This window comes from Streptomyces sp. adm13(2018) (genome assembly GCF_008042145.1).
Taxonomy (GTDB): Bacteria; Actinomycetota; Actinomycetes; order Streptomycetales; family Streptomycetaceae; genus Streptomyces.
In genome coordinates this window covers 1-13,783 of record NZ_RDBH01000299.1, presented here as the reverse complement: position 1 = coordinate 13,783, position 13,783 = coordinate 1, and the positions used below count along the sequence as shown (strand labels likewise).

Here is a 13,783-nt window from a genome sequence, read left to right as displayed (position 1 = left end):
GAACTGTCCGATGGGCCGTCCGAACTGTTCGCGGGTGCGGGCGTGTTCGGCGGCGGTCTCGACGGCGCGGGCGGCGGTGCCGCAGGCGTCGGCGGCGAAGAGGACGGCGGCGAGGTCGTGGACGAGGGCGGTGTCGAGGGCGAGTGCGCGGGCGGCGGGGACGTGCCGGGCGCGGGCGGTGACCTCGGCGGTGGGGCGAGTGGGGTCGGCGCTCTCGTGGGGGCGGACGGTGAGGTCCCCGGTGTCGACGGCGAGCCAGACGAAGCCGTCGGCGGTGGCGGCGCGCAGCAGGACGAGATCGGCCTGGGCGCCGCCGAGGACGGGGGGCGCGGTGCCGTCGAGGAGGTGGCCGCCGGTGGTGCGGACGGCGGTGAGGGTGCCGGTGCCGCCGAGGGCGACGGCCCCGATCCGCTCCCCGCGCGCGAGTGCGGCGGCGAGCCCGTTCTCGCCGGCTCTGAGGAGCAGTTCGGCGGCGAGCGCGGAGGGCAGGTAGGGGCCGGGCAGGAGCGCCCTGGCCGCCTCCTCCACGACGACGGCGAGGTCGCCGAGGTCGCCGCCCCCGCCGCCGTGTTCCTCGGGGAGGTGGACTCCGAGGAGTCCCTGCTCGGCGGCGGCGTCCCAGTACGCGGGGCGGCCGGTGGCGGTGCCGGGGACGTCCAGGTGCTTGCGGACCTCCTCGGGGGGTACGGCGCGGGTGAGCCAGCCCCGGACGGATCGGGCGAGCTCCCGCTGTTCGTGCGTGATGGCGATGCCCATGCGCGGCAGACTAGAACACGTTCCATTCTGACGGAAGGTCAGATGCGAATGTCCGGGCCCCGCGGTGGCAGCATGGTGAGGGAGACGGACCGTACTCAGGGGGGAACATGGGCGCGAGCTGGACGGCACTGCTGATCGCCGTGGTCGGTGTGGCGGGAACACTGGGAGCGGCGCTGTTGACGCAGAGCCGCGCGGACCGCACCAAGCGCATGGAGCTCCAGGCGGCCGCCGAGCAGCGGCGCGAGGAACGCGGCCACGCCGAGGAACTGCTCCGGGCGGAGCAGGCGCGACAGGGACAGCGGGAGAGCCTGGAGCGCCGGCGCACCTGCTACATCAGGCTGAACACCGCCGCGCGCCTGTACCTGACGGAGATGACCAACCACCTCCACGCGGTGGGGCGCGGCGAGGGCGTCGCCGCGTCCCTGGAGAGCCTGGAGGCGGCCAGGCTGGCCTACCGGGAGAGCTACGCGGAGTCCCAGATGATCGTCCCGGACGTGGTGGCGCGCTCTTCCGGGGCGGCCAAGGTGCGCCTGAACGAGGCCTACGGGAAGCTCCGGAAGTACGCGGCGGACCCCGTGACGTACGCGGCGGAACTGGCGACGATGGAGGCGGACCTCCACCAGGAGGTCTGGCCCCACGTGGCGGCGATGAAGAAGACCATGCGCGCCGACCTGGGCGTCGAGGACTGAGCGGGCCGCCGCCACGACCGCGGTCCGGTCCCAGGACCCGGCCGCCGGAGGGGCGTTGTCAGTGGTGCCTGCCACGCTGTCGGTACAACGGAACGACCGCGCACGGAGAGAGCGAGCACGCCATGGGCACCTGGGACATCGGCCCCTTCGACAACGACACCGCCGCCGACTTCTCGTACCGGGTGGACGAGGCCCCGGCGGAGAAGAAGGCGGAGGTGCTGCGCACGGCCTTCCGCGAGGTGATCGGGACCGGTGACGCGTACCTGGACGCGGACCTGGCGGACGAGGCGATCGCCTCGGCGGCCCTGCTGGCGGCCCAGTGCCCGGGCGGCGACCCCGTCACCACCTCGTACGCCCCGAAGGAACCGCTGCCGACCCTCCCGGCCGAGCTCCGCCCGGAGGCCGTGACGGCCCTGGACCGGATCCTCACCGAGCCCTCCGAACTCCTGGAGCTCTGGGAGGAGTCGGACGGCGAGGAGTGGAAGGCGGGCGTGCGGAAGCTGCGGGCGGTGCTGGCGGGGGCGTGACGTGAAGGCATGACCGCGTGAACGTCGTGGGTCCGGCCGGGCGGACGAAGAAGCCCCGCCGGCGGGCCGGCGGGGCTTCGGTCTCAGCGGGGTGTCACTCCGGACGGTCCTCGTCCAGGGCGGTACGCAGGTAGGTGATCAGCCGATCACCCGGTACCTCCGTCCACTCCGCACCGGGGACTCCGACGCGCACGACGGAGTAGTGCCCCTCGTCCGGCTCCTCCACCAGGACCTGACGGCTCGTGTGGTCCATCGGGTCCACCTGGAGGCGGACGGCGCGGTGCGTCATGGTCGGGAAGGCGTTCCGCAGCACCTCGTCCGCGTGGAGGCGGTGCAGCAGGTTCCGCTGCGGCCGGTAGTACGCGGACGACAGGAGGCCCGCCCACTGCGAGGCGGTGGGTTCTCCCGCCGCGAGAGCCCCGGTGAACGCGTCGAGGTCCAGGAAGTCGAACCTCGCCTTCAGCGCGTCCAGCGGTACGCCCTCCCGCCACGCGGCGATCGCGTCCACCAGCGTGCCCAGATCGCTCGTGCCGCCGATGTCCCAGCCGAAGTCGGGAATGGACGTGCGGAGCCGGAACCGCCGCTCCCCGCCGGCCGTGTCGACCGACAGGTAGCCCCGTCGGGTCTCCATGCCGACGGCCTCGGTGGCGTGGGGCGACAGGCCGATGTCACGGCCGCGCGCCTCCGCCTCCTGCCGCAGGGCCGCGACGAGGCCGCCCGCCGCGGTCACGTCCGGATACGGGTCCCGCTCGTGGGCTTCCATGTCCACCTCCTCGTCCGGTTCGCAAGGTTCATCGGGTTCATCGGGTTCACTTGCAATGGCAGTATCCGATGATCGACCCCTTCACCGGAGACAAGTCCCCCCTCAGCCCCGACAGGTCGGGCATCGCCGTCGGCGGGACCAGCTCCATCGCCCCGTTCGGCCCGGTCGGCGTGTAGAACTTGATCGAGCTCCACGGCCGCTGGCCGTTGATGAGGGCTCTCGCGATCATGGACATCTCGTAGTCCGTGGCCTTTCCGTACTCGCCATGGGTCAGACCGCGCTGGGCGGCCTGCACGAACGTTCCCTGCTCGCTCAGCCCCGTCATGTTGATGTGCAGGACGACCTTCGGATCGGCGACGGCCTTCTCCACGATCTGGGCGAAGTCACTCGCCTTCGCGATGGAGAAGGTGGCGAACTTGTTCGCCCTGGCCCACTCGTCGAGCGCGCCGCCCCGCTGCCAGCCCAGGGCCACGTTGCAGTTGTGGACGAGGACCGGGGTGGCGCCCGCCAGCACGAAGAACGTGTGCAGGTCGTCGACGGTGAGGTCGTAGACCGTGCGCGGCGCCAGGCCGGAGCGGTCGCGCAGCGCGGTCACCGCGCGGACGGAGCCGTCCGGGGTGCGCAGCCGGTCGCCGACGCGCAGGTCGGAGACCAGCGTCCAGCCGCGCTGCACCACGTAGAACTTGTGGCCCGCCGTGCTGGCCAGCTTCCCGCCGTCGGCCACGGTGATGTCCACGAGACGCCGGGTGTCGTGCACGAAGGTGTCGGTGACCCGCCGGGCCTCCAGCCGGCCGGAGGCCGGGTCCGTCGCCTTGACGAGGTCTCCCGGGCCCACCTCGCTGATGGGCCGGCGCGTGCCGTCGGCCATCAGCACCCGGGTGGTCCCGGGGAAGCTGTTCACCTTGCAGGCGGTGTACAGGGCTTCCTCGGCGTTGACGAGGGCGTTGAGCTTGGCGATGGTCCCGGGGTCGAGGTCGAGGACCTGGAGGGCCCTGAACGCGTCCCGGATGCCGACGCCGGTCTTCATCGCGGCGTCGAGCGCGCGGATCCCCTCGAAGACCTTGCCGAAGGCCTTGCCGGGGATGAAGTTGCTCGCCGCCCAGGCGCAGCCGCTGACGCTGCCGTGCCAGCAGTCGACGAAGTCCTGGACCAGGACCGCCTTGATGAGCTTGTAGGTGAGCGTCTCCTGGATGAGCTCCAGCTTGGAGAAGTACCGGGTGACTTCCTTCTTCAGGCCCGGGATGCGCTTGCTCTCGATCAGCAGGGTGTCGGCCCGCGGGCAGCCGTCCGCTCCGGTGGTCAGCTGGGGGTCGGTGCAGAGGAAGAAGTCGACCACGGCGCTGAAGGTGACCGTGAAGGTGGTCGTGCAGCCCTCGAAGCCGATGGTGATCACGCACGGCTCATGCTGCTTGGCATCGGTGATCTCGATGCTGTCCTCGTCGACGACGTACCACGTGCCGCCGACCCCGGTCCCCGCTCCGGTCGAGACCTGCTGGTTCGCGGAGTTGCGCAGCGCCTCGTCCACGGCCTTCTGCGCGTCCTTGGCGAACGTGAGTGCTTCCTTGGCGGCCTCCTCGGCCTCGGTGGCGGCGATGGCGGCGCGGTCGGCGGCGGCGCGGGCGTCCTTGGCGGACTGCTCGGCCGCGGCCGCCGCCTGGTGGGCCGCCTGGGCGTCGAGCGCGGCCTGGTCGGCCGAGTCACGGGCCTGCCGGGCGTAGCCCTCGGCCCGCCCCGCGGCCTGGTCGGCTGCGGCGGCGTCCTCGGCGGCCTTGCGGTCGTACTCGACGGTGCGGGCCAGTGACTGCGTGGCCTTCGCGGCGGCTGCTGCGGCGTCGGCCGCGTACCCGAGGGCCTCCTTGGAGTAGCCGCGGGCGGTCGCCGCGTGTCCGGCGGCGGTGGCCGCGTACTGGTAGGCGATCTTCGCGTCGCCGGCCGCCTGGTCGGCGATGCTCTTGGCGGCGACGGCCTCGGCCTGCGCGTTCTTGGCGTGGGCGTCGGCGACGGCCTTCTGCTGGTCGGCGATCGTCTTGGAGCCCTGACCGGTCAGCACGACGAGGCCGGCGGCCGAGTCGGTGGCGGCATAGGGCGAGCCGAGCTGGATCGCGTCGTTGGCGGGCTTGGCGACCTGGACGGCGGCCTTGCCCGCGTCCACGGCGGCCTGCGCGGTGACGTGGGCGAAGCCCGCGGCCTTCACGGAGGCGGCGAGGGCCTTGTCGGCCTCCTTGCTCGCCGCGTCCGCCTCGGCCTTGGCGGCCTTGGCGAGCTTCTGCGCCTCGTCGGCGAGCCGGACGGCGGCCTGGGCCTCCGCCGCCGCGTGCTCGGAGGCGTCGATGGCGTCGGCCGCCGCGCTGGTCGCGGTCCGCACCGCGGCGTCGGCCTTCAGCTTGGCGGCCTGGGCGGCGTCCGCGTGGGCGCGGGACCGCTTGGCGGCCGCCTCGGCGCGGGTGGCCGCGGCGTCCGCCTCGGCCGCCGCCTCGCTCGCGGCGTTCGCGGCGGTACGGGCCCGGCCCGCGGCGGCCTCGGCGTTGTCGGCGTAGGTGTCCGCCGCGTCCGCCGCCGCCCGGGACTCCTGGGCGTTCTCATCGGCGTCGTGGGCTTCGGCGAAGGCCTTCTTGGCGTCCGCCTTGGCGCGGGCCGCGTCCGCCTTCTGTGCGGCGTCCCACGCGTCGGTGTTGAGGTCACGGGCGTTGTCGCGGGCCCTGACCGCGTCGTTCTTCCGGGCGACCGCGGTCGCCTCCGCGGCCTCGGCCTGCTCCTTGGCCTCCTGGGCCTTACCGGCTTCCGCCTGGGCCGTCTGCTTGTGCTGGGCCGCTTCGTTCTGCTTCGCGGCGGCCGTGTCCTTCTCCGCCTGCGCCGTGGCCTCCTCCGCCTCGGCCGCGAGCCGCTTGGCGTGCGCGTCGGCGGCGGCCGCCTTCGCGTCGCCCTCGGCCTTGAGCGCGAGGGCGAGCTTGGCCTCGGCGGTCTCCTTGTCCTTCTTCGCGTTGTCGCGGTGCAGCTTGGCGCCGTCGGACGCCGCCTTCGCCTGCTCCGAGGCGATGCGCGCGGCCTCCTTGCGGAACTCGGCGTTGACCTGCGCGGTCTGCGCGAGCGCGCGCTGCGTGATGGTCGCGCTGTCGCCCGCCGCGGCCCGGGTGGCGGCCTCGGCGGTCTCGCCGGCCTTCGCCATCGCCGTCAGCGCCGCGACGGCTCCCTTGGTGACCTGGGCCTTCTGCTGGCCGACCAGGAGGCCGCGGCCGCGCGGGGCGCCGGCGGCGTCCGCGACGCCGTACGCGGCCTGGAGGGCCGCGTCGGAGGCGGTGGCCGAGGTCTTGGCCTTCTCCAGCTGGGCCTTGACCGTCGCCAGATGGGTCTTCGCCGCCGCACGGGCGTCGGCGAGGCCCTTGGTCGCGGCGTCGAACTGCGCCTTGGCCGGGTACGGGGTGCTGCCCGCGCCCTTCTTCCCGTTCGGCTTGATCAGGTACTTCTGCGCGCTGGTGTCCTTGCAGTCGAACAGCCGGGCGTCGGTGCCGACCGTGAAGGCGCTCAGGTCCAGGCACTTGCCGGTGCTGACGCTGCGCAGGGTGGAGGGGGCGCGGACGTCCGCCTTCCACGACTGGCCCTTGGTGCTGTAGCAGTCCGTGATCTGGATCTTCGTACCGTTGGCCGAGGCGTTCCCCGCCACGTCGAGGCACTTGAACGAGCCGGTGTTGCGGAGGTGGAGGTCCTCCTCACCGCCTTCGAGCGACCACTCCTGCGAGGCGCTGCCGTTGCAGGTGTAGATCTGGACCGGTGTGCCGTTGGTCTTGGCGCCGCCCTGGACGTCCAGGCAGGTGCCCTTCGCCCCGGGGACCTCGATCACCGTGTAGCCGTTGCCGATCCAGCCGACGCCGCCGGGCGTCCAGTGGTCCTGCCAGCGGGTGTAGTAGTCGGCGAGCCAGGACTGCCCGACGAGCAGGCTGAGGGCGTACGCGCCGTCCTGGAGCGCCTTCGCCGCGTCCTTGCCCGCGGTCAGGATCTGCTGCCGCTGGGTGGTCTGGCCGGCGATCTCCTGCTGCCACTCGGACGCGGCCTTGGCGACCTGCTGACCGAGGACCCGGTTCGGGTCGATCGGGTCGTGCCAGCCGCAGGCCCCGAAGCGGGCCTTGAGGTCCTCGACCGCGATGCGGAACTCCGCGCTGTCCGGGGCCGGGGCCGTACGGGGGAAGCCGCCGGAGCCGAGGAAGATGCGGGCGTCGTCGGCGAACACCCGGGGCACGAAGAGCTGGTTCTCCTCGACCTTCCCGGAGTTCTTCTTCCACAGCGCCCACGCCTCCTTCTCCTTCGGCGTCCCGCCGCTCGTGTAGAGCGGGTCACCGATGGCGAGCGCGGCGGCCTTCGTCTTGTCGTCGGCCGTCGGGGAGGACTCGTAGAAGGGGTTGAACAGGTTGAGCGGGTCCGAGTAGCCCTGGTAGAGCCAGGGGAGCAGCCCGGTCTTCTCGAAGATCTCGTCGAAGTCCTTGGGGGCGCCGGGGTACGAGTCCAGGCTCGCGGCGCTGTTCCACGCGTTGCCCTGCTTCTGGACCTTGTCGAGCCACTGGTCGGTGAGCGTCCGGTCGGCGTTCCAGGCCGCGTGCAGCGGGGTCTTGTCGTCGTACATGTTCCGGACGAGCTTCGTGTGAAGCTGGTCGGGCGGCAGCGTGAGCGCGTTCTGCGCGAGGGCGTGCAGGTTGGGTCCGCCCATGCGCAGGGCCTCGGTGCCCATGCACTGGTCCTCGCGCAGCTGTTGGGCCGCCTTGGGGTCGTAGCCGTCGTACGAGTCGGCCGCCGCGGCGACGGTCTGCGCGTTCCGCAGGCCGGGTTGGGGCGTGACGGCCGTCCCGCCGATGACGGCCAGGGCGACGACGGACGTCACCGCCGTCGTGAGGGAGGTCGCGAGAGAGGTGGACAAACGTGATCGAGAGGTGAACAACCCCGGTCTGAACCGCAAGGAAGGCGTCCTTCACAGCGAACGAGGGCAGGCAGGGGGTAGGCCCCGGGCGTTGCGCGACGACGAGTCGGCGTCGCGGCGATGGCGATGCCGTGTCTTCCCCCGTGGCGGTGGTGTCCCCCCGACCGCCGATGACGTGCGCGTGCCACGCCGGGATGGTCGGTCCCGGACACGCGCGGCGCTACTTAACCCCGGGTAAACAACGCTCGGCAAGCGCCGACCCGGGACTCCGGAAGTCGGAGGGGGAAAACCCCTTGCCGGTTCTCCTCAGTCCCCACGTGAGTGATCGACGAGGTCAGGTGCGGTGCGGCCGGTGTGAGAGACCCGTGAAGAACGAGGCGAACGGCAGCGATTTACAGCCATTGAATGGCCGACTATCGCCGCTCCGGCGGCGCACCGACGACGGAGACCTTCTCCGCCCCGATCTCCCGGACGCGCTCGCCGCCCCACTTCCCCAGCGGGGCCAGCGCCGCGTTGAGGGAGATGCCGCGTTCCGTCAGGGAGTACTCGACCTTCGGCGGCACCTCCGCGTACACCTCGCGGTGGACGAGGCCGTCCTCCGCCATCTCCCGCAGATGCTGGTTCAGCATCTTCTCGCTCACGCCCGGCAGCCCCCGCCGAAGCTCGGCGAACCTCCGGACCCCGTGGTTCTCAAGCTCCCACAGGATCAGCACCTTCCACTTCCCCGACACCACGTCCATCGCCGCGTCGACGCCGCAGACGTACGGGCCACGCCGAGCCGATGCCGCCATCCACCCCTCCTCGAACCACCCACCACCCGGGGGTACGTACCCCCGGGTGCGTACCCCACTAAATAGTCCGTACTGGTCAACTCCACTGGTGGCGAAGAGCATTCCCTCATAGATCAAGAACACGAGGGAGAGCCCAAGAGATGACGACCGACAACAGCGTCCAGGTGAGCGTCCTCGGCCTGGGAGCGATGGGGAGCGCGCTGGCCGCCGCCCTGGTGAGGGCCGGACACCCGACCACCGTCTGGAACCGGACCCCGGGCAGGGCCGACGACCTCCTCGCCCTCGGCGCCACGCCCGCCGGCACCGCCGCCGACGCCGTCCGCGCGAGCGGCCTGGTGATCGCCTGCCTCCTCGACCACGCGTCCGTCCACGACGTGCTCGACCCACTCACCGACGACCTCGCCGGACGCACCCTGATCAACGTGACCACCACCACCCCCGCCCAGTCCCGGGAGCTGGCGGACTGGGCCGCCCGCGCCGGCGTCACGTACCTGGACGGCGGCATCATGGCCGTACCGCACATGATCGGCCGACCCGGGGCGTCCGTTCTCTACAGCGGGTCGGCCGACGCCTTCCACCGGTACAAGCCGCTGCTCGACCTGTGGGGAGCCGGCACCTACCACGGCGACGACGCCGGACTCGCGTCCCTGTACGACCTCGCCCTGCTCGCGGGCATGTACGTCATGTTCGCCGGTTTCGTCCACGGCGCCGCCATGGTCGCCCCGGCCGGGATCTCCGCCCGCGAGTTCGCGGCCTCGGCCGCCCCCTGGCTGTCCGCCATGACCGGCGGCCTCGCGGGCTACGCCGAGGTGATCGACGGCGGGGACTACACCGTCGCGGGCCAGCAGAGCCTGGAGTTCTCCCAGCTCGGCGACCTCCAAGCCGCGAGTGCCGAGCAGGGCGTCAGCACCGAGGTGGTCGACATGGTCCAGCGGCTCATCCAGCGCCAGATCGACGCGGGCCACGGAACGGAGGGCTTCGCCCGCATCTTCGAGAGCATCAGGCACCCCGCCTGACGGCCACCGCCCGTCGCGCTCCCCGCACGGCGAGGACGACGCTCGCCAGGGTCGCCACCACGGCGGTGACCGCGAGGACGAGCAGCCCGGGGTTCACCCACCACGGGACGATCTCCTCGCCCGCGCACACCAGGCTCACGGGCAGCGCGCTGCTGGAGTCGGGCACCGCCATGTACCCCGCCTTGAACCAGCAGGCGTCCTCCGGCTGGAGGAACGGCATGTACGACAGGCCGTACAGGTGAAGCGCCCCGCCCGCGAGGAACGCGAGCACCGCGACCCACGCCGCCTTCTTCGCGGGCGAGCGGCGCGGCCGGGGGCGGGGCCGGGGCAGTCCGTCGCCCCGCCGGGCCCGGACCAGACCGACGAACGTGATCCCCGCCCAGGCCGGCAGGACCAGGGCGAGGATCACCATTCCTATGAGGGTCGCCATCCTCAGCGGCCGCCGAGACGTCCCTCGGCGGCGGCGGCCACGAACGCCGTGAAGGCGGCCGGGGCGGCGAGGAAGGCGTGGCCTTCGGGGTTCTTGGAGTCGCGGACGGCTACGTGGGCGGAGAGGTCGGCGACCTCGATGCAGTCACCGCCGGTGTCGCCGCTGTACGAGGACTTACGCCACGCGGCGGTACCGAGCGGGGCGCACTCGATGCAGTTGCCGCCGGTGTCGGAGCTGTACGAGGACTTACGCCAGTGCGCGCCGGTCAGGTTCCGGTTGGTCCCCATATCGTTCCTCCATGACGCGGGCGATCAGTTCGGCCGACTTCTCCACCGAGAGAGCTGCGGCCCGTAGGTGATCGTAACGGAGCGAACCCTCTCTGAACGCGGCTGGATCGGCCGTCATATGACCCCGCACGAAGTCCTCGGTATAGACAAGGTCAGGGTCGTCCTCGAAGCGCAACAGGTTGAACGAGCCCATCAGGCCCGCGTGCGCTCCAGAAGCGAACGGGAGGATCTGGATCTTCACCCACTCCCGCTCCTGCATGCGCAACAGGTGGGCGAGTTGTTCTCGCACCACTTCGCGCCCGCCGATCTCCTGGTGTAGTACCGCCTCGCTCAGGACAACCCAGATCAACGGCGGGGTCTCGCGATCCAGGATTCGCTGCCGGTCGATGCGGGCGGCGACCTTGGCATCGAGGTCGTCCTCGGTCCTGGCACCCAGGACCGCGCGGGCGTACGCGTCCGTCTGGAGCAGGCCGTAGACCAACTGGGCCTGGAAGGTGCACAGGTAAGTCGCCCGCGCCTCCATGTCCGCGTACGGCTGGAACCACGTAGGCAATTGGCTCTTCAGCACGAGGCCGACCATCCGGGAGAACGACCCGCCCGTCATCAACGCAGCGTCCAGTTGTTCTGAGAACTTCCGCGTCGGGACCTTTTTCGCCGTCTCTATCTGGCCGATCAGCGAGCCCGTGCAGTAGACGACGTCGCCAAGCTGAGCCTGATTGAGACCGGCCTCCTCCCTCAGACGGCGGAGTTCCGATCCGTAGTAGTCCAGCGGCGAGGCGCTGGGATCGAGGTTGCGGATGTTGACCACGGCGAGGTCACCCCTCAGATCGACGCGACGAGGCGTTGTGTTCAGGCCGTAGCCGAGCGTAACGAAGGTCGCCCAGTCTGGAGGCATGAATCAGGCAACAGACCTCTACCCTGCGCCACTTGCGAGGAGCTACCGGATGCGGTTCACCGTCGGTGAGCACTCCGCCGGTCACATGCGCCGCATCCTGCACATGTTCCTCACGCGGTGGGAGCTCCTCCGATTGTCCGACTCCGCGACCCTCGCGCTCACCGAGCTGGTCGCGAACGTGGTCCGGCACGTGCCGGGGCGCCGCTGTTCGGTGCTGATCCTGCGCGAGCCGTACGGCCTCCGGGTCGAGGTCGCCGACGGCGTGCCCGGGGCCGTACACGCCAAGGCGGCGGGCCCGCTGGACGAGGGCGGGCGGGGCCTGGTCCTGGTGGAGGCCGTGACGGACCGGTGGGGGGTCGACGAGCGGGCCGACGGGAAGACGGTGTGGTTCGAGTGCGACGCGTAGGGCACGATGGGCGCCCGTATCGCCGTACCCGTCAGTAGGAGCCACCATGTCCGAGCCCAGCCCCGAGATCCTTGCCGCCTTCGAGGCCGCGAAGGGCTTCATGCCCGTCGGGGAGGGGCTCGCCCTGTACGCGGCGGCCGCCGAGGCCGCGAAGCTCGGGCTGCCGCTCCTTGAGGTCGGCACGTACTGCGGGCGGTCCACGATCCTGCTCGCCGACGTGGCCCGGCGGGCGGGGACGGTCGCGGTGACCGTGGACCACCACCGAGGCAGCGAGGAGCAGCAGCCGGGCTGGGAGTACCACGACGCGACCGTGGTCGACCCGGAGGTGGGGCTCATGGACACCCTGCCGACCTTCCGGCGGACGCTGCGCAAGGCGGGCCTTGAGGAGCACGTGATCGCCGTGGTCGGACGGTCGCCGCAGGTCGCGAAGGTGTGGGGCGGGCAGCTCGGGTTCGTGTTCGTCGACGGCGGGCACACCGACGAGCACGCCGTGAACGACTACGAGGGCTGGGCCCCGAAGGTCGCCGCCGGGGGCCTGCTGGTCATCCACGACGTCTTCCCGAACCCGGAGGACGGGGGCCAGGCGCCGTACCGGATCTATCTCCGCGCGCTGGAGTCGGGGGACTTCGAGGAGGTCTCGGTCACGGACTCGCTGCGGGTCCTGCGCCGCCGGGGCTGAGCCGGAACGGCCCGGTCGCCGCCCCTGCGCAGGGGCGGCCACCGGTCTTCACCGGCGCCGGGTCAGAACCCCGACGTCACGTACAGGCAGTTGGTGTAGCTGTAGCCCGGTTCGATCTTCGCCTTGCTGGACTTGGTGTCCCCGGCCGTGGACGTGCCGGTGGAGGCCCGCTTCTGGAGGAAGTGGTAGTCGCCGGCGGGCAGCAGCAGGGTCGCCTTCGGGTACTTCGAGGACGGTCCGGTGCAGGCCTTGATCTTCTTGGCGCCCGCGAAGATCGGGCTGGGGTACTTGGTGCAGGTCCCGCACGCGTTCAGGGTGACCCTGCCGGTCATGGGACCGGTGTAGAGCAGCTCGACCTCGCCGGGTCCGTCGTTGCTCACCACCATGACCATCCGCGAACCGCCGGGCGCCGCGGCCGGGGGCAGCTTCCCGCCCGCCGCCGGCTCCTCCTCGGCGATCTCGGCGGCGATGGCGATGGAGCGGGCGTGCCCGGCCTGCGGGCTGCTCGGGTACTCCTTCGCGTACGCCGTCATCGTGTCGAGGGCGGCCTTGAACTCCTTGTCCTTGAACTGGTCGGTCCCGCAGGCGAAGTCGCCTTTCTGGACCGCCGCGTCGGCCTGGTCCGAGGCGCCCTCGACCGACGGGTCCGTCATGCCGTCCAGGGAGGCGCCGATGACGTGCAGCTCCGCCGTGGTGTCGCAGGGGTCGCCGCCCGCGAGGGCGTTCGCCCGCGTCTTGATCGACGCCTCGAAGGCCGGGGCGACCTTGGGCGCGTACGACGACTTCGGGAAGGTCTTGAGGAGTTCGTTGAAGCTCTCCCGGGGGTCCGGCTCGTAGGTCGCGTCACCGATGCCGGCCGCCCCGCACTCGTAGAGGGAGTGGGCGAGCGGCTCGTCGGTCTTGGCGGGCCGGGTGCCCAGCAGGTCCTTGTCGACGGTGCCCGGAAGGGCCCGCAGATAGCCGAGGCGCGGCACGGCGTCGCAGTACGACTTGGCGGCGTACGGGGCGGAGACCGTCGCGTAGAAGGTGTCGAGGCGCGCGGGGACGAGCTTCCCGGCCCGCGACCCCGCGTGTTGGGTGCCGAGTTCCTCGTACGTGTCGAGGGCCTTGCCGAGGGTCGGCTCGGCCTTGTCGAAGGCGAGGCCGTCGGCCGACTTCACGAGCGCGTCGGCGGCGGCGAGGCGGTCCAGGAGGGCCTGCTGCTTCGCCTCGTCGCGGGCCGCGCCGTAGGCGAGCGAACCGCCCGCGGGCACGGCGAGCAGCACCAGGGCCAGCGGCAGTGCGAGGCGGCGGAAGGCCGGGCCGATCCGGAGGGTCGCGCGCAGGCCGCGCCGGGCGCCGTCGGCGGCGGCGAGGAGGAGGAAGACGCCGTAGCCGACGAGGAGGCCGACGGGCACGCCGTCGACGTCGGCCGGGAGGGCGAGGAAGAGGAAGACGGCGGTGGCGAGCCAGCAGACCGCGGCGCCGATCCAGTGGCGCAGGAGGACGTAGCCGAGTCCCAGGCAGGAGAGGTTGAGCAGGCCGATCAGGGCGGCCTGGGCTCCGTTGGCCTCGCCGCGCGGCGGCGCGGGCGGCGGCGGGCCGTAGCCGGGCGGACCGTACCCGGGCGGCGGGCCGAACCCGGGCGGGGCGCCGGGC

The 13,783-nt window shown here is 71.9% G+C and carries 13 protein-coding genes; 5 read left to right on the top strand and 8 right to left on the bottom strand.

Annotation, left to right across the window (positions count from 1 at the left end; all coding sequences use genetic code 11):
* Positions 1 to 756: acyl-CoA dehydrogenase family protein (locus tag EAO70_RS36830; RefSeq protein WP_187284209.1), on the bottom strand; the 756-nt coding region annotated here is incomplete at its 3' end.
* A 107-nt stretch (positions 757 to 863) separates the two neighbouring features.
* Between EAO70_RS36830 and EAO70_RS36825 the strand changes: the two genes are divergently transcribed.
* Complete coding sequence (locus tag EAO70_RS36825) at positions 864 to 1,445, top strand: hypothetical protein (protein ID WP_148007120.1); 582 nt, start codon at positions 864 to 866, stop codon at positions 1,443 to 1,445.
* A gap of 122 nt (positions 1,446 to 1,567) precedes the next feature.
* On the top strand, positions 1,568 to 1,972 hold the full coding sequence (locus tag EAO70_RS36820) for a DUF4259 domain-containing protein (protein WP_148007119.1): 405 nt from the start codon (positions 1,568 to 1,570) through the stop codon (positions 1,970 to 1,972).
* 94 nt (positions 1,973 to 2,066) lie between these two features.
* Here the strand turns inward: EAO70_RS36820 and EAO70_RS36815 are convergent, their stop codons facing one another.
* The 3 genes from EAO70_RS36815 to EAO70_RS36805 form a co-directional block, all read right to left on the bottom strand.
* Complete coding sequence (locus EAO70_RS36815; RefSeq protein ID WP_148007118.1) at positions 2,067 to 2,735, bottom strand: hypothetical protein; 669 nt, start codon at positions 2,733 to 2,735, stop codon at positions 2,067 to 2,069.
* 46 nt (positions 2,736 to 2,781) lie between these two features.
* Positions 2,782 to 7,455 (bottom strand): RICIN domain-containing protein, encoded by a 4,674-nt coding sequence (locus tag EAO70_RS36810; protein WP_148007122.1) that lies wholly within the window; start codon positions 7,453 to 7,455, stop codon positions 2,782 to 2,784.
* Positions 7,456 to 8,054: 599 nt separating this feature from the next.
* Complete coding sequence (locus tag EAO70_RS36805; RefSeq protein ID WP_148007117.1) at positions 8,055 to 8,432, bottom strand: winged helix-turn-helix transcriptional regulator; 378 nt, start codon at positions 8,430 to 8,432, stop codon at positions 8,055 to 8,057.
* A 140-nt stretch (positions 8,433 to 8,572) separates the two neighbouring features.
* Between EAO70_RS36805 and EAO70_RS36800 the strand changes: the two genes are divergently transcribed.
* Positions 8,573 to 9,448, top strand: a complete 876-nt coding sequence (locus EAO70_RS36800) for an NAD(P)-dependent oxidoreductase (protein WP_148007116.1) — start codon at positions 8,573 to 8,575, stop codon at positions 9,446 to 9,448.
* On the opposite strand, the gene EAO70_RS36795 is transcribed toward EAO70_RS36800, so the two are convergent.
* From EAO70_RS36795 to EAO70_RS36785, 3 genes are read right to left on the bottom strand one after another with little or no spacing between them, the layout of a single operon-like run.
* On the bottom strand, positions 9,432 to 9,860 hold the full coding sequence (locus EAO70_RS36795) for a hypothetical protein (RefSeq protein ID WP_148007115.1): 429 nt from the start codon (positions 9,858 to 9,860) through the stop codon (positions 9,432 to 9,434). The two genes, EAO70_RS36800 and EAO70_RS36795, sit on opposite strands and share 17 nt — an antisense overlap.
* A gap of 20 nt (positions 9,861 to 9,880) precedes the next feature.
* A complete protein-coding gene (locus EAO70_RS36790) occupies positions 9,881 to 10,165 on the bottom strand; it encodes a DUF397 domain-containing protein (RefSeq protein WP_148007114.1) in 285 nt (94 codons plus the stop codon).
* Complete coding sequence (locus tag EAO70_RS36785) at positions 10,125 to 10,973, bottom strand: helix-turn-helix domain-containing protein (RefSeq protein WP_148007113.1); 849 nt, start codon at positions 10,971 to 10,973, stop codon at positions 10,125 to 10,127. Before EAO70_RS36785 ends, EAO70_RS36790 begins: the two co-directional genes overlap by 41 nt.
* Before the next feature lie 136 nt (positions 10,974 to 11,109).
* Here EAO70_RS36785 and EAO70_RS36780 point away from each other — a divergent pair, with 136 nt between their 5' ends.
* Positions 11,110 to 11,466: an ATP-binding protein gene (locus EAO70_RS36780; protein ID WP_148007112.1), complete on the top strand. Its 357-nt coding sequence runs from the start codon at positions 11,110 to 11,112 to the stop codon at positions 11,464 to 11,466.
* 46 nt (positions 11,467 to 11,512) lie between these two features.
* Positions 11,513 to 12,145: a class I SAM-dependent methyltransferase gene (locus EAO70_RS36775; RefSeq protein ID WP_148007111.1), complete on the top strand. Its 633-nt coding sequence runs from the start codon at positions 11,513 to 11,515 to the stop codon at positions 12,143 to 12,145.
* Between the two features lie 62 nt (positions 12,146 to 12,207).
* Here the strand turns inward: EAO70_RS36775 and EAO70_RS36770 are convergent.
* Positions 12,208 to 13,783: hypothetical protein (locus tag EAO70_RS36770; RefSeq protein ID WP_261993245.1), on the bottom strand; the 1,576-nt coding region annotated here is incomplete at its 5' end.